The following is an 18,151-nucleotide window of genomic DNA, read 5'->3' as shown; positions in this document are numbered from 1 at the left end:
GACGCAGCGCGTTGAAAGCGGCCCCCCGCCACCCCAGATCGCCGTAAGGGAAACAGATCGGAGGGACCGGGGGATGGCGCATTACATGGTGGCGACGGACATGTCCGAACGCGGCGACCGTGCCGTGCATCGCGCAGGCGCGCTGGCCGCCGCGGCGGGGGCACGGCTGACGGTGCTGACGATCGTCGATGAGGCGTTGCCCTCGGCAGTGTCGCAGACGATGCGCGCGGCGGCCGAGGCGGAGTTGCAGCGGATCGTGCAGTCCTTCGCCGCCGAAAGTGCCGCAGCAGCAGAGATCGCGGTGGTCACGGGCGATCCCGCCGAGGCGGTGGCCCGCCACGTGGCCGAGACCGGGGCCGATCTGCTGATCGTCGGGCGCCACCGTCCGCGCGCCATCGCCGACCTCTTCCGGCAGACCACCGTCGAGCGGATCGTGGCGCTGGTCTCCTGCCCCGTGCTGATGGTCGCGGCACCGCCCTCGGGGCCTTACGCGCGCGTCCTGACGCCGGTCGATTTCTCGCCCGCGGCTGCGGCCGCTGCGGCGGGCGCGCTGGCGCTTGCGCCCGCGGCCCGGCACGAGGGGCTTCACGTCTTCCATGTGCCCTACAAGGGGCTGATGCCGGGCGACAACGTCGGCACCTTCCTGCATGAAGCCGAACATGCGCAGGCCGCCTGGCACGCGCGCTATGCGATCAAGCCGACGGCGCTTCCGATCCGGCTCGTCGAGGGCGGGGTGCAAAGCGTCCTGGCCGAGGAGATCGCGCGGCTGAAACCCGACCTGATCGCGGTCGGCGCGCATGGCCGGGCGGCTGTGTCTAAGGCACTTCTGGGCAGCGTCGCCACAACGCTGATGCGCGATCCGCCCTGCGACCTGCTGATCGCGCGCCCTGCCCCGGCCCCGATGGGCTGAGCGCTCAAGCCCGCGATTGCGCAGGCGGATGGCTCCCGCTATATGCGGGCGCCATGTCCGATATGTTGTCCAATCGCCCCGCCCTGCCGTCCGAGATCGCGCGTCGCCGCACCTTCGCGATCATCTCGCACCCCGATGCGGGCAAGACCACGCTGACCGAAAAGTTCCTGCTGTTCGGCGGCGCGATCCAGATGGCCGGACAGGTCCGCGCGAAGGGTGAGGCGCGGCGCACACGCAGCGATTTCATGAAGCTGGAACAGGACCGGGGCATCTCTGTTTCCGCCTCGGCGATGTCGTTCGACTTCGACACCTACCGCTTCAACCTGGTCGACACGCCGGGCCACAGCGATTTCTCCGAGGATACCTACCGCACGCTGACCGCCGTCGATGCCGCGATCATGGTGATCGACGGGGCCAAGGGGGTGGAAAGCCAGACCCGCAAGCTGTTCGAGGTGTGCCGGCTCCGCGACCTGCCGATCCTGACCTTCTGCAACAAGATGGACCGCGAAAGCCGCGACACGTTCGAAATCATCGACGAGATCCAGGAAAACCTGGCCATCGATGTTTCCCCGGCCAGCTGGCCCATCGGCATGGGGCGCGACTTCATCGGCGCCTATGACCTCCTGAACGACCGGCTGGAGATCATGGACCGGGCCGACCGCAACAAGGTGGCGGAATCGATCGCGATTTCCGGGCTCGACGACCCACGGCTGGCCGAGCACGTCCCCGCCGACCTGCTCGCCAAGCTGCGCGAGGAGCTGGAGATGGCGCGGGAGTTGCTGCCCGCCTTCGACCGCAAGGCATTCCTTGAGGGGCACATGACGCCGATCTGGTTCGGATCGGCCATCAATTCGTTCGGGGTCAAGGAACTGATGCGCGGCATCGGTGACTACGGCCCGGAGCCGCAGCCGCAGAAGGCGGCCGAGCGCGAGATCCTGCCCGAGGAGGGCAAGGTGACGGGCTTCGTCTTCAAGGTGCAGGCCAACATGGACCCCAAGCACCGCGACCGCGTGGCCTTCGTCCGCCTCGCCTCGGGCCATTTCGAGCGGGGGATGAAGCTCCTCCACGTCCGCTCGAAAAAGCCGATGGCGATCTCGAACCCGGTCCTCTTCCTCGCCGCCGACCGCGAACTGGCCGAAGAGGCGTGGGCCGGCGACATCATCGGCATCCCGAACCACGGGCAGTTGCGTATCGGCGACGCGCTGACCGAAGGCGAGACACTCAGGTTCACCGGCATCCCCTCCTTCGCGCCGGAACTGCTGCAGACGGTGCGCGCGGGCGATCCGATGAAGGCCAAGCACCTGGAAAAGGCGCTGATGCAGTTCGCCGAGGAAGGCGCCGCCAAGGTCTTCAAGCCCGCCATCGGGTCGGGCTTCATCGTCGGCGTCGTCGGCGCGCTGCAGTTCGACGTGCTGGCCAGCCGGATCGAGATCGAATACTCGCTCCCCGTCAGGTTCGAGCCGACGCAGTTCACATCGGCCCGCTGGGTCACCGGACCGAAGCCGGACGTGGAAAAGTTCGTCGCCACCAACAAGGGGCACATCGCCCATGACCACGACGGCGACATCGTCTACCTGACGCGGTTGCAGTGGGACATTGACCGGATCGTGCGCGACCACCCGGCGCTGAAGCTGTCGGCGACCAAGGAAATGATGGTCTGAGGCCGGTCGAAACCGGCGGCGAATCAGGCAGACCCTCCAAAATTTGATCATTATGCTGCCTCAATCCCGCACGGCGCGGTTGAAAGCCCGCAAAAGTCAAGCCCATGCCAGGGTGATTGTAACGCGAATTGGAAACAGTTAGCGTCAACGTCGGGAATTGAGACAATTTTGTGGATACAGTCACCTTCGCCTCAAAAAAGTCTCATTCTCCCCAAAGATGATTGAACAGGCGCCTGAAACAATGGCCGCCAAGTCGAGGAATTCAGCAGTCGGCGCGCCGTCGGCCACCCCGGGCCAGAGCAGATGGCGGTGCGAAGGTGACAGGGCGGCTCCGTCGCTCCCTCAAAGGGGCCGCCCTTCCTTTCCCGGCTGCAACAGCGGCCGGTCGCGATGACCGCAAGACCCATGAAGCGCCCAAGCGCGCATCAGGACAGCAAAGGAGGACGCCGCCGAACACTCGTCTGCACCCTATACTCCATTACCCACAGGCGTCGCCGCTCGTATTTCCGGGCGGCGACCGTCTTTGCAAGGCGGGCTTTGCAGGGCGGGCTTTGCAGGGCGGGCTTTGCAGGGCGGGCTTTGCAAGGCGGGCACGGGGCGATAAGGGTCGGCAAACGGCAGCGGAACCGGCGGCGCGATGACAGGGGCGGACGAGCAAGAGACCTATCCCGACGGGATGCGCGAACTGATTGCCGCGCGGCGGCGCCGGCGCGCGGCCCTGGTCTACCACCCCGGAGAGTCGCTGCCGCCCCTTGACGCCGATCTTGACGCGCTGACGCGGCGGCTGGTCCCCGACGAGGAGCCTGCCCCCCTTCCCGCGGGCCACAGCAGCTTTGCCCGCAAGCGCCACGAGCTTCTGCCCGAGTTTCGCGGCCAGCCGGAACTGTGCCTGCTCAACGCGCTCCTGATCTCGAACCTGCGCAAGTTCACCTGGCCCGACCACGCGCCCGCGCTGTTCCTGCGGCTTTGGCGGGAAAAGGCGGATTTCCTGACCCTGCGCCTGTCGTCGCGCTGGCTCATTTCCTCGGTCATCACCTTCGCGGAACACGGCCCGACCGAGGCCGACCGGCGCGTGGGCCAGTCGATGAACGTGCTCTTCTCGCTGATGAAGCTTTACGAATACGAGCGGCAGTATTCGGGCACGCCTTCGGACGAGGCGTTCCGCATCCCCGGCCGCGCCAAGGGCCCCCTGCCGATGCAGATGCTGGGCTTCCAGATCGTCGGCGGCGATCTGGAGGCGAACCTGCTTCTGGACATCGTCGAACAGGCGCTGGACGCGCCGAACGCGGGGGCGCTCGCCAGCGCGCTGGTGGACCGGCTGAACCGCGACCCGCGCACCATCTTCCGACGCTTCGCGCTGATGCGCCAGCGGCTGGAGGCGCTGCGCAAGGCTCGTGACGGGGGCGAACCGGCCGGCGAACCTTGACCTTTTGGTCGCCTTGGGCTAACGGGGCGCGTGGCCTTTGGCCTGACGACGCACGGGCGCCCGGAAATAGCGCCCATCACCCTTGCGGCCCGACGCCGCAGATCGACGGACGCTGATGACGAAATTCACGGACCTGAAGCTGGACGCACGCGTCCTGCAAGCCATTGCCGAAGCTGGTTACGAGACCCCTACCCCGATCCAGGCCGGCGCCATTCCCCACGCTCTCGAGGGTCGCGATGTCCTCGGCATTGCCCAGACCGGCACCGGAAAGACGGCAAGCTTCACGCTGCCGATGATCACGCTGCTGGGGCGCGGCCGGGCGCGCGCGCGGATGCCGCGATCGCTGGTCCTCGCGCCGACACGCGAACTGGCCGCGCAGGTGGCGGAGAACTTCGACATCTACGCCAAGCACACCAAGCTGACCAAGGCGCTGCTGATCGGCGGCGTCAGCTTTGCCGACCAGGACAAGCTGATCGACCGCGGCGTCGACGTGCTGATCGCCACCCCCGGCCGGCTTCTGGATCATTTCGAACGTGGCAAGCTTCTCCTCACCGGCGTGCAGATCATGGTCGTGGACGAGGCCGACCGGATGCTCGACATGGGCTTCATCCCGGATATCGAGCGCATCTTCCAGCTGACCCCCTTCACCCGCCAGACGCTGTTCTTCTCGGCCACCATGGCGCCGGAGATCGAGCGGATCACCAACACCTTCCTGCACAGCCCCGCGCGGATCGAGGTCGCCCGCCAGGCGACCGCCTCGGAGACGATCGAGCAGCGGCTGATCGAACTGACGCCGACGCGCAAGGACCAGTCCTCGAAGCAGAAGCGCGAGCTTCTGCGCGCAGTAATCACCGCCGAGGGCGAGGCCTGCACCAACGCGATCCTCTTCTGCAACCGCAAGACCGAAGTGGACATTCTGGCCAAGTCGCTGAAGACGCACGGCTTTGACGCGGCACCTATCCACGGCGACCTGGACCAGAGCCAGCGGATGAAGACCCTGGACGGCTTCCGCGACGGGTCCCTGCGGTTCCTCGTCGCCTCGGACGTGGCCGCGCGCGGGCTCGACATTCCGGCGGTCAGCCACGTCTTCAACTTCGACGTGCCCTCCCACGCCGAGGATTACATCCACCGCATTGGCCGCACCGGGCGCGCCGGGCGCAAGGGCGTGGCCATCACCATCGCGACGCCCGCGGACAAGAAATATCTCGACGCGATCGAAAGCCTGGTGAAGATGGAAATTCCGCGCGGCGCGATCCCGGAAGGCTTCGCCATCTCGGAAGCCGCGCAGAAGGCGCCGAAGCCACGGAGCGAGAAACCCGGTCGTGACGGCGACCGGCGGGGAGAGCGCAAGGACCGCCGCGAACGCCCGGTCAAGCCGCACGGCGAAATGGCCCCGATGCAGGCGGTCGAGGCCGGGACGGTGACCGCCGCACCCGAGGCGCCGGTGGAGCGGGAATCCCGCCGTGAGGACCGCCGTGAGGAGCGCCGCGAACCCCGGCGCGAACCGCGCAAGAGCGAGGAGCGCCGGTCGGAAGAGCCGCGCCGCGAGGAGCGCCGGTCGGAAGAGCCGCGCCGCGAGGACCGGAGGGGCGAAGGCAGGCGGAGTGAAGACCGGAGGGGCGAAGACCGGGGGGGCGAAGACCGGCGCGACCGCCGCAAGGACGGCGACCGGCGCGAGGCCCCGGTTGTCGGCATGGGCGACCATGTGCCCGACTTCCTGATGCGCGGCCTGCCCGAGCGCAGCGACGGCTGAAACCGGCGACCGGAACGACAGAAGCCGCGGCGCAGGGCGCCGTGGCTTTCCTCATTCCGCCCGTCAGGCCGCGCAGCGCCTGGGGTCTCTCCGACGCTGATGGAAGCGCCGGCCAGCCTCAAGGTTCCACGTGGTCGCCTGTCTTTCGACAAAACCGGAGTCGACTTTTGTCGGACAGGCTCTATTCGACGGCAAGCCGGCTGACGACGACGGTGACCTCAGGCTTCTTGCCGATCTCCTCCATCGTCACCTGACGCACGATGCGCTTGACCGCCTCGTCGATCTTGTCGTCGTTGGTGATGACCTTCGGCCCCGCCTTGTCGAGAAACTCGGTCAGTTCCGCCTCGATCTCCTCGGCCAGTGCCGCGCCGGAACGGGTGGTCTCGGCCAGGCCCTTCAGATCCACCCAGGCCTCGCCCAAGGGCGTGTCGTCCTCATCCAGAAGGATGGTGACGAGGACATGGCCGTTCAGCGCCATGCGGATGCGGTCGCGCACCACCCCGTCCATCGCCCCCAGAAGCCGGGTGCCATCAAGGTAGGTACGGCCCGCCTCGATGTACTCCACCACCGCCGGTTCGTCGCCGGTGAGGTCGAGCATGGTGCCGTTGGTCGCGATCTCGGCGGCTATGCCCTTGGCCAGGCCCAGCTTGACGTGTTCGCGCAGGTGACGATGCTCGCCGTGCATCGGGATCAGGATCTTCGGCCTGAGAAGTTCGTGCACCGCCTCGAGGTCGGGGCGGTTCGCATGGCCCGAGACGTGGTAAAGCCCGCCGTGATCGTCGACGACATCGACGCCCATCTCCGAAAACGCGTTCATCACCCGGATCACGCCGCGCTCATTGCCCGGAATGGTCTTGGAGGAGAACAGGAACACGTCCCCCGCCTTCATCTCCAGCCCCAGGTACTTGCCGCGCGCCAGCTGGGCGGAGGCCGCGCGGCGTTCACCCTGGCTGCCGGTCACGATCAGCATGAGATTGCCGCGCGGAACCTCCGCCGCCTCTTCGGGCTCAAGAATCGGGGGAAAGTCGGTCAGCACGCCGGTCTCGACCGCCGCCGTCAACATCCGCTTCATCGCCCGCCCCAGAAGGCAGACCGACCGGCCCGCCGTGCGCCCGGCCTCGGCCAGCGTCTTCAGCCGCGCGACGTTCGAGGCAAAGGTGGTGGCGACCACCATCCCCTCCTGCCCGGCGATCAGGTCGGCGATCGGCTGCGCCAGCGTCGCCTCGGACCGGCCGGGATGGGGGGCGAAGACGTTGGTCGAATCGCAGACGAGCGCGCGGATGCCGTTGCCTTCCTTCGCGATCACGTGCCAGGTCGCGGGGTCGAAGGGTTCGCCCACGATGGGTGTGCCGTCGAGCTTGAAGTCGGCGGAATGGACCACGCGGCCCGCGGGCGTGTCGATGACAAGGGCGGCGCTTTCCGGGATCGAATGGCTGACCGGCACAAAGGCGACGCGGAATGGGCCGGCCTCGGTCAAGGCGGGGCGCGGCCCGACGGTGCGGACCACGTCGATGGGCTGGCCCGCCTCCTCCATCTTCATCCTGGCGATGGCGGCGGTGAAGGGGCGCGCGTAGACCGGCGCGCGCAGGCGCGGCCAGAGATGGCCGAGCGCGCCGACGTGATCCTCGTGCGCGTGGGTGATGAAGATCGCCTCGATCCGGTCCGCGTTCTCCTCGAGCCAGGCGACATCGGGCATGATCAGGTCGACGCCCGGCGTCGTCTCCATGTCCGGGAAGGTCACGCCTAGGTCGACGACGATCAGCCGCTCCTCCCCCTCGGGGCCGTAGCCGTAGATGTAGCAGTTCATGCCGATTTCGCCGGCCCCGCCCAAGGGCAGGTAGATCAGGCGGTCCTTCACGCTCATGCCGCGTCCCGTTCCTTGTTGTGGCGGTGGATCAGCACCAGCCCGTGCATGGTCAGGTCATCCTCGACACTGTCGAAGATATCGGTGCCCTGGTCGAACAGGGGCGCGAGGCCCCCCGTCGCGATCACCTTCATCGGCCGGTCGCGTTCGATGCGGATCTGGCGCACGATGCCCTCGACAAGCCCGACATAGCCCCAGTAGATGCCCGACTGCATGCAGGCAACCGTATTCGTACCGATGGCATGCTGCGGTTTCGTGACGTCCACATGCGGCAGCGCGGCGGCGGCCATATGCAGCGCCTCGAGGCTGAGGTTGACGCCCGGCGCGATCACACCGCCGATATAGGCGCCGTCGGCATCAACCACGTCGAAGGTCGTCGCGGTGCCGAAATCGACCACGATCAGGTTGCCGCCGTGGCGATCGAAGCCCGCCACCGTGTTGACCAGCCGGTCGGGGCCGACGGTCGTGCCCTGATCGACGCGCGGTGCGACCGGCAGCGCGCAGTCGGGCTTGCCGACAACCAGCGGGCGGCAGTTGAAGTAACGGTCGCAGAGGACGCGCAGGTTGAAGACGACGCGCGGCACGGTCGAGGAGATGACGACGGCGTGGATGTCGACCGGCACCCGGTGGTGCTGCATCAGGGTCGAGAACCATACGAAATACTGGTCGGCCGTGCGCTGATGCTCGGTCGAGGTCCGGAGCGTGCAGCGGAAGCTTTCACCGTCCCAGACGGAGAAGACCGTGTTGGTGTTGCCGCAGTCGATGCACAGAAGCATCCCGCCCTCCGTCTCAGAAAAACACATCCGCCGCCGGAATCGCGCGCCGCCCGCCCGGCGTCGTCAGGACCAGCGACCCGTCCTCGCCCAGCGTATCGAAGGTGCCGGTGATTGTCTCGGTCATGGTGCGCGCGGTTACCGGCTGGCCCAGTTTCGCCGCGCGCGCCAGCCAGGCGGTGCGGATCGGGGCGAAGCCGAAGGTGACGAACTGCCCCTCCCACCGGGCGAAGGCGGCGGCGAGATAGGTCAGGAACTCCTCCGGCGCGATGCGCACACCGGTTTCGCCCAGAAGCGAGACGGGGGGCAGCGCGCCCGTCTCGACCACGTCCTTCGGCGGCGCGGCGACAAGGTTGACGCCGATGCCGATGGCCAGATGGCTGACGCCGGCGCCCCGGCCCGCGCTTTCCAGGAGGATGCCCGCGACCTTGCCGCCGTTCAGGAGAACGTCGTTCGGCCATTTGAGCGCGATCACCGCCCCCGGCCCGACGACCAGCGCGAGCGCATCGGCAAGCGCCAGCGCGGCCACGAAGCTGCGCAGCGCCGCCTGCGCCGGTTCTCCGCCCGGGCGCATCACCAGGGTGGCGGCGAAATTGCCCTCGGGGCTGATCCAGGCGCGGCCGCGGCGCCCGCGGGCGGCGGTCTGGCGATGCGCCATGATCCAGGTCGGCTGGGTCAGGTGCGGCGCCAGCCGCGCGGCTTCGGAGTTGGTGCTGTCGACCTCGGCGAGGACGTGGCGGGCCACGCCCTCGGGCCAGGCGGACGGGTCAGCGGACAAGGACTTCGGCCGCCGCCGCCGCCGCACCCTCGATCCCGAAGACGTTGATGACGCCGAACACCATCACCGCCGCCGAGGCCATCAGCAGGATCCACTGCGGCGCCGGCATCCGGCTGTCGAGCGCCTCGCCCTCCTGCCCGAAGTACATGAAGTAGACGATGCGCAGGTAGTAGAAGGCCCCGATCACCGAGGCGACCGCACCGGCCAGCGCCAGCAGCGTCATCTGCGCGTCAAGCGCCGCGCGCAGAACGCCGTATTTCGCGAAGAAGCCCAGCATCGGCGGCACACCCGCCAGCGAGAACATCAGGATCAGCACCGCCAGCGCCTTGACCGGCTCGCGTCGCGAAAACTGGTTCAGCGCGGCGATGTCGGTGACCGGCACGCCGTCACGTTCCATCGACAGGATGAAGGCGAAGGTGCCGATGTTCATGGCGACGTAGATCGCCATGTAGGTCAGCATCGCCTGCACGCCAAGCTGCGTCCCCGCCGCAAGCCCCATCAGCGCAAAGCCCATGTGGGCGATCGAGGAATAGGCCATCAGGCGCTTGATGTTCTTCTGCCCGATCGCGGCGATGGCGCCGACGAACATCGAAAGGACCGAGAGGAGCGCGATAACCTGGCTCCATTCGCCGACGGCGCCGGCGAAGGCGTCATGGACGAGGCGCGCGAAAAGCGCCATCGCCGCGACCTTCGGCGCGGTGGCGAAGAAGGCGGTCACCGGCGTCGGCGAGCCTTCGTAGACGTCCGGCGTCCACATGTGGAACGGCACGGCGGAGACCTTGAAGGCAAGCCCGGTGATCAGGAAGACGAGGCCGAAGAGCAGCCCGACCGAGACATGCCCCTCCGCGATCGTCGCGAGGATGCCGGAGAAGAGCGTGGTGCCGGTGTAGCCATAGGTCAGCGAGGCACCATAGAGGAGAAGCCCCGAGGAAAGCGCGCCGAGCACGAAATACTTCAGCCCCGCCTCGGTCGATTTCACGCTGTCGCGGCGCAGGCTGGCCACGACGTAGAGCGATAGCGACTGCAACTCCAGCCCCATGTAGAGCGACATGAGGTCCCCCGCCGAGACCATCATCATCATGCCGACCACGGCAAGCGTGATCAGGACGGGGTATTCGAAGCGGGCCAGCCCGCGCCGCTCCATGTAGTCCTGGCTCATCACCAGGACGCCCGCGGCGGCCAGAAGCACGGTGACCTTGGCAAAGCGCGCGAAGGCGTCGTCGGCGAAGGCGCCGCCGAAGGCCATCGCATCGCCCGCGCCCGAAAGGCCGATCCAGGCCGCCACGCCCAGGAACACCGCGGCGGTGGCCCAGGTCAGCGTCGAGGTCATCTGGTCCTTGCCGCCCCAGACCGCGCCAAGAAGCGCGGCCATGGCGAAGATGGCCAGCAGCACCTCGGGAAGAACGGCGGAGAAATCTGCGGAGATCATCGCGGGGTATCCTTCAGTGGCTGGCTTCGGCCACTGCCTCGGGCAGCGGCACGTCGGCACGGTAGTCTGCGATCAGCGCCTCGACCGAGGGGCCGATCCGGTCGGTGACCAGGCTCGGGTAGACGCCGAGGAGCAGGGTCATGGCGACCAAGGGCGCCATGACCAGCTTTTCGCGCGCGGTCATGTCGCGGATGCCCTTCAGGCTTTCCTTGATCAGTTCGCCCATCATCACCCGCCGGTAAAGCCAGAGCGCATAGGCCGCCGACAGGATCACGCCGGAGGTCGCGACCAGCGCGACCCAGGTGTTGACCTGGAAGATCCCCATCAGCGTCAGGAATTCGCCGACGAAGCCGCTGGTGCCGGGCAGGCCCACGTTCGCCATGGTGAAGAACATGAAGATCAGCGCATAGGCCGGCATCCGGTTCACGAGGCCGCCGTAGGCGTCGATCTCACGCGTGTGCATGCGGTCGTAGATGACGCCGACCGAGAGGAAGAGCGCACCCGAAATGAAGCCGTGGCTCAGCATCTGGAAGATCGCGCCGTCGATCCCCTGCTGGTTCACTGCGAAGATGCCCATGGTCACGTACCCCATGTGCGCGACCGAGGAATAGGCGATCAGCTTCTTCATGTCCGACTGCGCCAGCGCCACGAGCGAGGTGTAGACGATGGCAATCGCGCTCAGCCAGAAGACGAAGGGCGCAAGCAGGTCCGAGGCGACCGGGAACATCGGCAGCGAAAAGCGCAGGAAGCCGTAGCCGCCCATCTTCAGAAGCACGGCCGCCAGGATCACCGAGCCCGCCGTCGGCGCCTGGACGTGGGCGTCCGGCAGCCAGGTATGCACCGGCCACATCGGCATCTTCACCGCGAAGGAAGCGAAGAAGGCGATCCAGAGCAGCGTCTGCATCCCGCCGATGATGCGGAAGCCGAGGATCGAGAAGGTCTCGGACCCGAAGGGATGGCCCATGAGCGTGGGAATGTCGGTCGTGCCTGCATCCACATACATCGCGATCATCGCGACCAGCATCAGGACCGAGCCGAGGAAGGTGTAGAGGAAGAACTTGAAGGCGGCGTAGATCCGCTCCTTCCCGCCCCAGATGCCGATGATGAGGAACATCGGGATCAGCCCCGCCTCGAAGAAGAGGTAGAAGAGGACAAGGTCAAGCGCCACGAAGACGCCGATCATCAGCCCTTCGAGGATCAGGAAGGCGACCATGTATTCCTTGACGCGGGCCGTCACCTCCCAGGTCGACAGGATCGTGATCGGCATCAGGAACGTGGTCAGCAGCACGAACAGGACCGAGATCCCATCAACGCCGACCTTGTACTTCAGCCCCATGATCCATTCGCGTTCCTCGACGAACTGGAAGCCGGTGTCGGCGGGGTCGAAGCCCGTGAGCAGGAACAGCGAGATGAGGAAGGTCGCCGTGGTCGCGAAGAGGGCCACCCACTTGGCGTTCTTCTGCGCCGCCGGATCGTCGCCCTTGAGGAACAAGGCAAGGATCGCCGCCGCGACGAGGGGCAGGAAGGTGATGATGGAAAGCAGGTTTTCCATTAGTGCGCGCCCCCCGAGAGCGTCATCCAGACGAGAAGGATCGCGATGCCGATCACCATCGCGAAGGCGTAGTGGAAGAGATAGCCCGACTGCGCCCGGTTCACGATCCGCGTCAGCGCCGGGACAAGGCCCATCGCCACGCCGTTGATCGTGCCGTCGATCACCGCGCCGTCGCCCTTCTTCCACAGGAAGCGGCCAAGCGCCTTGGCGGGACGCACGAAGATCGCGTCGTAGACCTCGTCGAAATACCACTTGTTGAGGAGGAACCGGTAGAGGATCGGCTGGTTCTCGGCGAAGGCGCGCGGCAGGTCGGGCCGGCGGATGTAGAATATCCAGGCCACGAGGAAGCCGAGGATCATCGCCACGAAGGGCGATACCTTGACCCAGGCGGGCGCATGGTGCGCGTCGTCCAGCACCGTGTTCGACGCCTCCGACATAAGGATGGCGCCCTGCGGCGCGTGGCCGACTTCGGTGTGTCCCTCAGCGGGGGCCGCCTCGGTGGTGGCCTCGGCCGTGGCCTCGGTTGTCGCTTCTGCCGTGGCTTCGGTGCCATGCCCGGCGGTCGCCGCGGCCTCGCCTTCCGCGGTTCCGGCCTCGGCCGCGACCTCGTGCTGCGGCAGCGCGAAGAAGCGCACCATCGTCTCATGATCGCCGAAGAAGGGCTTGTACCAGATCATCCCCGCCAGCACCGCGCCGATGGCCAGCACGCCCAGCGGCACGGTCATCGTCCAGGGGCTTTCGTGGGCATGTTCATGCGCGTGATGATCGCCCCGCTCCTCTCCGTAGAAGGTCAGGAATATCAGCCGCCAGGAATAGAACGAGGTGAAGCAGGCCGCGACCACCAGCGCCCAGAAGGCAAAGCCGTTGCCGCTTGCAAACGCGCTCTCGATGATCGCGTCCTTCGACAGGAAGCCCGCGAAACCGATGGAGGTCATCGGAATGCCCACCCCGGTGATGGCCAGAGTGCCGATCATCATCGCCCAGAAGGTCAGCGGGATCTTCTTCCTGAGGGCGCCGTAGTTCCTCATGTCCTGTTCGTGGTGCATCGCGTGGATGACGGAACCAGCGCCCAGGAACAGCATCGCCTTGAAGAAGGCATGCGTGAACAGGTGGAACATCGCGGCACCATAGATGCCGGCACCGGCGGCGACGAACATGTAGCCAAGCTGCGAACAGGTCGAATAGGCGATGACGCGCTTGATGTCGTTCTGCACCAGGCCCACGGTCGCCGCGAAGAAGGCCGTCGCCGCGCCGATATACATGACGAACGCCTTCGCCTCGGGCGCGTACTCGAACAAGGGCGACATCCGGCAGACGAGGAACACCCCTGCCGTCACCATGGTCGCGGCGTGGATCAGCGCGGAAACCGGCGTCGGGCCTTCCATCGCGTCGGGAAGCCAGGTGTGCAGGAACAGCTGCGCCGACTTGCCCATGGCGCCGACGAAGAGGAGGAAGGCCAGAAGGTTGGCCGCGTTCCACTCGGTCCAGAGGAAGTGCAGGTTGGTCTCGGCCAGCGCGGGCGCGGCGGCGAAGACATCGTCCATCGAGATCGAGTCGACCAGGAAGAACAGCCCGAAGATGCCAAGCGCGAAGCCGAAGTCGCCCACCCGGTTGACCACGAAGGCCTTGATCGCGGCGGCGTTGGCGCTGGCCTTCTTGTAGTAGAAGCCGATCAGCAGGTAGGAGGCGACGCCCACGCCCTCCCAGCCGAAGAACATCTGCACCAGGTTGTCGGCCGTCACCAGCGCCAGCATCGCGAAAGTAAAGAACGACAGGTAGGCGAAGAAGCGCGCCTTGTAGTGCTCGTGATGGCCCCAGTTCTCGTCATGGGCCATGTAGCCCCAGGAATAGAGGTGCACCAGCGCCGAGACGGTGGTGACCACGATCAGCATGATCGCCGTCAGCCGGTCGAGCCGGATCGACCACGCGGTATCGAGCGTGCCGGAGCGGATGAAGTCGAGGATGTGGATGTGCTGCGTGGTGCCGTCGAAGCCCAGGAACACCACCCAGGACAGAAGGCAGGCGAGGAACAGCAGGCCGGTCGTGACCGCCTGCGCGCCCTTCTCGCCGATCACGCGCCAGCCGAAGCCCGCGATCAGCGAGCCCACGAGCGGGGCAAAGAGGATGATCTTTTCCATTTGCCCTTACCCTTTCATCACGTTGACGTCTTCGACGTCGATAGTGCCGCGGTTGCGGAAGAAGCAGACGAGGATCGCAAGCCCGATCGCGGCCTCGGCGGCGGCGACGGTCAGCACGAACATGGTGAAGACCTGGCCCACGAGGTCATGGAGATGTGTGGAAAAGGCGACGAAGTTGATGTTGACCGCCAGCAGCATCAGCTCGATCGACATCAGGATGACGATCACGTTCTTCCGGTTCAGAAAGATGCCGAAGATGCCGATCACGAACAATGCGGCGGCAACGCCAAGGTAGTGGGTGAGTGTGATCATTTGTCTTTCTCGTGTACTGGATCTGGCTCCATTTCCACAAACGCCGACGAATAGACATATGGCGTTTTGCCGTAACGGTCGGCCGGATAATGTGCCTTGCAAGGGCAGATTTCCTTAGTGCTACGCTCGAGTGTGGCTTCGAGGCCAAGCGCCGCCATCTGCTCGCGGAGTTCGGGGAATGTAATGGACTCTTTTGATTCTACTGCCGTGCGAAGGTATTTTTCTACCTCGTTGTCGCGGTCAAACTCCGCCTCAACCCCGCGTCGGGACACAATAACCGTTAGAGTTTCGCCCGACCGGCAATGGACAAGAGTACGGTACGAATAACCTTGGCCTTCAAAGCCAAAACCACCGACGAACATCACCTGCGAGTCGCCGACATCCTCGTAGCCGCCTTCCGACCCATGTGGCGCCATAACGTATGCTTCGTAGGACTGTTCGCATTGTTCGAGAGTTAGCGCTTCTGCCTTACACGCGGAAGCACAGGCGACAAAAAGCGCCAGCGCCACATGTCCTCCTCTCCCGCGTTCATTCATAGTCCGTCCTTCCGGTATGCTCCGCTTCCGTCTTTCTTCTCACAGCCCCTGCCCCGGCTTCACGTCCTTCAGTTCCATCGCCTTGGCCGGATCGCGGTACATCTGCGCCAGCACGTCCTGCCGCTTGACGTTCGGGCGGTGGCGCATGGTCAGCACGATCGCCCCGATCATCGCGACCAGCAGGATCAGGCCCGCGGCCTGAAACAGGTAGACATACTGGTCGTAGATCAGGAGGCCGAGGGCAGCGGTGTTCGTCACCCCATCAGGCGTGGCTGCCGCGCGCATCGACTCGGCGGTCTCCGCAGGCGCCCAGGCGCCGAAGGCAATGCCAAGCTGCATCAGGATCACCACCCCGATCAGCAGGCCGAGCGGCATGTAGCGCGCCATCTCGCCCTTCAGTTCGGCGAAATCGACGTCGAGCATCATCACCACGAACAGGAACAGCACCGCCACCGCGCCGACATAGACGATCATCAGGAGCATCGCCACGAACTCCGCCCCCATCAGGACGAAGAGACCTGCCGACGAGAGGAACGCGAGGATCAGCCAGAGGACCGAATGGACCGGGTTGCGGCTCATCACCACCATAAGGCCCGCCGTCACCGCCGAAATGGCGAAAAGGTAGAAGGCGAAAACAAACACGCTCATGCGCTGTCCCCCGTTTCGGTCTTGCCGGCCTCGTCGAAGACGGCCTGCGCGATCTCCAGCGCCTTCGTCATCGCCGGAAGCCCGCCGAACATGCTCATCTGATAGATCGTCTCGGCGATCTCGCGCTGGGTCGCCCCGGCTTCGAGCGCGTGGCGGATCGCGATCTTCATCTGCGCCTCGGCCTGCGCGCCAAGGACGGTCAGCGCGCCGATGGTCAGGAGAAGCCGCGTCTTGGCATCGAGCCCCTCGCGGTTGAAGGTATTGCCGAACCACATCTCCATCATGTCCTTCGACATGGTCGGCCACATCTTCGCGAAATCGAAGCCCTTGAAGCTATCGAGCGCGGGATTGAGGGCGCGGGCCATGTCCTGGCCCTGCTCCATCATCTGCTGGAACATCTTCTGGAATGCGTCGCTCATCTGTAGGGCGCGTCCATCTCGAGGTTGCGGGCGATCTCGGCTTCCCAGCGGGCGCCGTTCTCAAGGAGTTTCTCCTTGGTGTAGAACAGCTCCTCGCGCGTTTCAGTGGCGAATTCGAAGTTCGGGCCCTCGACGATGGCATCGACCGGGCAGGCTTCCTGGCAGAAGCCGCAGTAGATGCACTTGGTCATGTCGATGTCGTAGCGCGTGGTGCGGCGGCTGCCATCCTCGCGCGGTTCGGCGTCGATGGTGATCGCCTGGGCGGGGCAGACCGCCTCGCACAGTTTGCAGGCGATGCAGCGTTCCTCGCCGTTCGGATAGCGGCGCAGCGCGTGCTCGCCACGGAAACGGGGGGAAAGCGGCCCCTTTTCGTGCGGATAGTTCAGCGTCGCCTTCGGGGCGAAGAAGTACTTGAAGCCCAGCCCGAAGCCCTTGATGAAATCGAAGAGCAGGAAGTATTTCGCCGCGCGGGTATAGTCGAGCGCCATCTCAGCCTCCAATCGCCCAGCGGGCCCAGAAGCCGCCGAGCACTTCGAATTTTGCCAGGAACGCGATGAGCACAACCCAGCCGAGCGACAGGGGCAGGAACACCTTCCAGCCGATCCGCATGAGCTGGTCGTAGCGGTAGCGCGGCACGATCGCCTTCACCATGGCGAACATGAAGAAGAAGACCCACATCTTCGCGACCATCCACCACCAGCCGTCCGCGATGCCGGGGATGGGCGAGAGCCAGCCGCCGAAGAACAGGAGCGAGATCAGCGCGCACATCAGGAAGATGGCGATGTACTCGCCGGCCATGAACAGCAGGTAGGGGGTGGAGGAGTATTCGACCATGAACCCGGCCACGAGTTCCGATTCCGCCTCCGGCAGGTCGAAGGGCGGGCGGTTGGTTTCTGCCAGCGCCGAGACGAAGAACAAGACCACCATCGGCAGGTGCGGCAGCCAGTACCAGTTGAAGAGGCCATACGCCCCGTCCTGCGCCGCGACGATGGCCGAAAAGTTCATGCTGCCGGTAGAGATGATGATGCCGATGATGATCAGGCCCAGCGACACCTCGTAGGAGATCATCTGCGCCGCCGACCGCAGGCTGCCCAGGAACGGGTATTTCGAGTTCGAGGCCCAGCCGCCCATGATCACGCCGTAAACCTCAAGCGAGGAAACGGCGAAGACGAACAGGATCGCCACGTTGATGTCGGCCAGCACCCAGCCGGGATGGAACGGGATCACCGCCCAGGCCAGCACTGCCAGCACGAACGACAGCATCGGCGCAAGGAAGAAGACGAACTTGTCCGACCCCGCGGGCAGGACGATCTCCTTGACCACGAACTTCAGCGCGTCCGCGACCGATTGCAGGATGCCCCAGGGGCCGACCACGTTCGGGCCGCGCCGCATCTGCACCGCCGCCCAGATCTTGCGGTCGCCGTAGACGAGGAACAGCAGCGAGATCATCACGAAGGCGATGATCCCCAGACACTGCACCGCGATCAGGAGGAAGGTTCCAAAGGGGGTCGCAAGAAAATCTGCCATGTTGTTCCTCAGACCGTCGGTATTCCCTGGTCGGCGCATTCGGCCGCCGCCGTTTCGGCGTCGATCACCTGCACCCCTTCGGGCAAATCAGGCGAGACGGTGTAAACAGCATCCGCGTGCCAAATGCCACCCTCTTCGTCGATATTCGTGCGGATGTGGCGCAGGAATTTCGCGCCGTTGCCAAGCGCATAACCCACCGAGGCGCAGCGCGCATAGGCATCGGCGTCGGCGGGCCCGCGCGCCCCTTCCATCGTCACCCTCACGCCCTGAAGCCCGGTGTCGAGCATCGACGCGGCGATCGCGCCATAGGCCGGGGCGAAGGCTGCGGCCTCGCCCCTTTCGGCCGGCGCCGGCGCGGGCGCGCAGGCCCCCGGCCCGGCCATGAGGCCGGCCACGAGGGCAAGGGGAAGAAGACCGCGCGCCAT

Annotated in this window: 17 protein-coding genes; 4 read left to right on the top strand and 13 right to left on the bottom strand. The window is 65.8% G+C overall.

All coding sequences use genetic code 11. The annotated features are described in order from the left end of the window. Nucleotides 1-73 precede the first annotated feature (73 nt). The 4 genes from N5I32_RS03415 (at nucleotide 74) to N5I32_RS03400 (ending at nucleotide 5,750) form a co-directional block, all read left to right on the top strand. A complete protein-coding gene (locus N5I32_RS03415; protein WP_261493987.1) occupies nucleotides 74-910 on the top strand; it encodes a universal stress protein in 837 nt (278 codons plus the stop codon). 53 nt (nucleotides 911-963) lie between these two features. Next, nucleotides 964-2,571: a peptide chain release factor 3 gene (locus N5I32_RS03410; protein ID WP_261493986.1), complete on the top strand. Its 1,608-nt coding sequence runs from the start codon at nucleotides 964-966 to the stop codon at nucleotides 2,569-2,571. A 637-nt stretch (nucleotides 2,572-3,208) separates the two neighbouring features. Beyond that, nucleotides 3,209-3,997, top strand: a complete 789-nt coding sequence (locus tag N5I32_RS03405) for a hypothetical protein (protein ID WP_261493985.1) — start codon at nucleotides 3,209-3,211, stop codon at nucleotides 3,995-3,997. A gap of 115 nt (nucleotides 3,998-4,112) precedes the next feature. Then, nucleotides 4,113-5,750, top strand: coding sequence for a DEAD/DEAH box helicase (locus N5I32_RS03400; protein ID WP_261493984.1), 1,638 nt, complete (start codon nucleotides 4,113-4,115; stop codon nucleotides 5,748-5,750). 181 nt (nucleotides 5,751-5,931) lie between these two features. Here N5I32_RS03400 and N5I32_RS03395 read toward each other — a convergent pair whose 3' ends face one another. From N5I32_RS03395 to N5I32_RS03335, 13 genes are all read right to left on the bottom strand, one after another. Continuing rightward, nucleotides 5,932-7,614 (bottom strand): ribonuclease J, encoded by a 1,683-nt coding sequence (locus N5I32_RS03395; protein WP_261493983.1) that lies wholly within the window; start codon nucleotides 7,612-7,614, stop codon nucleotides 5,932-5,934. Beyond that, nucleotides 7,611-8,390, bottom strand: coding sequence for a type III pantothenate kinase (locus N5I32_RS03390; RefSeq protein WP_261493982.1), 780 nt, complete (start codon nucleotides 8,388-8,390; stop codon nucleotides 7,611-7,613). Before N5I32_RS03390 ends, N5I32_RS03395 begins: the two co-directional genes overlap by 4 nt. A 13-nt stretch (nucleotides 8,391-8,403) precedes the next feature. Beyond that, nucleotides 8,404-9,165, bottom strand: coding sequence for a biotin--[acetyl-CoA-carboxylase] ligase (locus tag N5I32_RS03385; RefSeq protein WP_261493981.1), 762 nt, complete (start codon nucleotides 9,163-9,165; stop codon nucleotides 8,404-8,406). After that, entirely contained in the window at nucleotides 9,155-10,594 is a 1,440-nt protein-coding gene (gene nuoN, locus N5I32_RS03380; protein ID WP_261493980.1) for an NADH-quinone oxidoreductase subunit NuoN, read from the bottom strand. Before nuoN ends, N5I32_RS03385 begins: the two co-directional genes overlap by 11 nt. Before the next feature lie 13 nt (nucleotides 10,595-10,607). Further along, entirely contained in the window at nucleotides 10,608-12,146 is a 1,539-nt protein-coding gene (locus N5I32_RS03375; RefSeq protein WP_261493979.1) for an NADH-quinone oxidoreductase subunit M, read from the bottom strand. Beyond that, complete coding sequence (nuoL, locus tag N5I32_RS03370; protein WP_261493978.1) at nucleotides 12,146-14,284, bottom strand: NADH-quinone oxidoreductase subunit L; 2,139 nt, start codon at nucleotides 14,282-14,284, stop codon at nucleotides 12,146-12,148. Before nuoL ends, N5I32_RS03375 begins: the two co-directional genes overlap by 1 nt. Nucleotides 14,285-14,290: 6 nt before the next feature. Further along, a complete protein-coding gene (nuoK, locus tag N5I32_RS03365) occupies nucleotides 14,291-14,596 on the bottom strand; it encodes an NADH-quinone oxidoreductase subunit NuoK (RefSeq protein ID WP_261493977.1) in 306 nt (101 codons plus the stop codon). Then, nucleotides 14,593-15,105, bottom strand: coding sequence for a hypothetical protein (locus N5I32_RS03360; protein WP_261493976.1), 513 nt, complete (start codon nucleotides 15,103-15,105; stop codon nucleotides 14,593-14,595). Before N5I32_RS03360 ends, nuoK begins: the two co-directional genes overlap by 4 nt. Before the next feature lie 66 nt (nucleotides 15,106-15,171). Continuing rightward, entirely contained in the window at nucleotides 15,172-15,780 is a 609-nt protein-coding gene (locus tag N5I32_RS03355; RefSeq protein WP_261493975.1) for an NADH-quinone oxidoreductase subunit J, read from the bottom strand. Then, nucleotides 15,777-16,199 carry a carboxymuconolactone decarboxylase family protein gene (locus N5I32_RS03350; protein WP_261493974.1) on the bottom strand — a complete coding sequence of 141 codons (423 nt, stop codon included), beginning with the start codon at nucleotides 16,197-16,199 and terminating at the stop codon, nucleotides 15,777-15,779. The genes N5I32_RS03355 and N5I32_RS03350 overlap by 4 nt, the downstream gene beginning before the upstream one ends. Further along, nucleotides 16,196-16,687 (bottom strand): NADH-quinone oxidoreductase subunit NuoI, encoded by a 492-nt coding sequence (gene nuoI, locus N5I32_RS03345; RefSeq protein ID WP_261493973.1) that lies wholly within the window; start codon nucleotides 16,685-16,687, stop codon nucleotides 16,196-16,198. Before nuoI ends, N5I32_RS03350 begins: the two co-directional genes overlap by 4 nt. 1 nt (nucleotide 16,688) lies before the next feature. Next, nucleotides 16,689-17,726: an NADH-quinone oxidoreductase subunit NuoH gene (gene nuoH, locus N5I32_RS03340; RefSeq protein ID WP_261493972.1), complete on the bottom strand. Its 1,038-nt coding sequence runs from the start codon at nucleotides 17,724-17,726 to the stop codon at nucleotides 16,689-16,691. 8 nt (nucleotides 17,727-17,734) lie between these two features. Further along, nucleotides 17,735-18,151, bottom strand: coding sequence for a YNQ4 family lipoprotein (locus N5I32_RS03335; protein WP_261493971.1), 417 nt, complete (start codon nucleotides 18,149-18,151; stop codon nucleotides 17,735-17,737).

Source organism: Albidovulum sediminis (genome assembly GCF_025380365.1).
GTDB lineage: Bacteria > Pseudomonadota > Alphaproteobacteria > Rhodobacterales > Rhodobacteraceae > Albidovulum > Albidovulum sediminis.
Note: the sequence above shows the minus strand (reverse complement) of the source record. Positions and strands in the feature narration are given on the sequence as shown.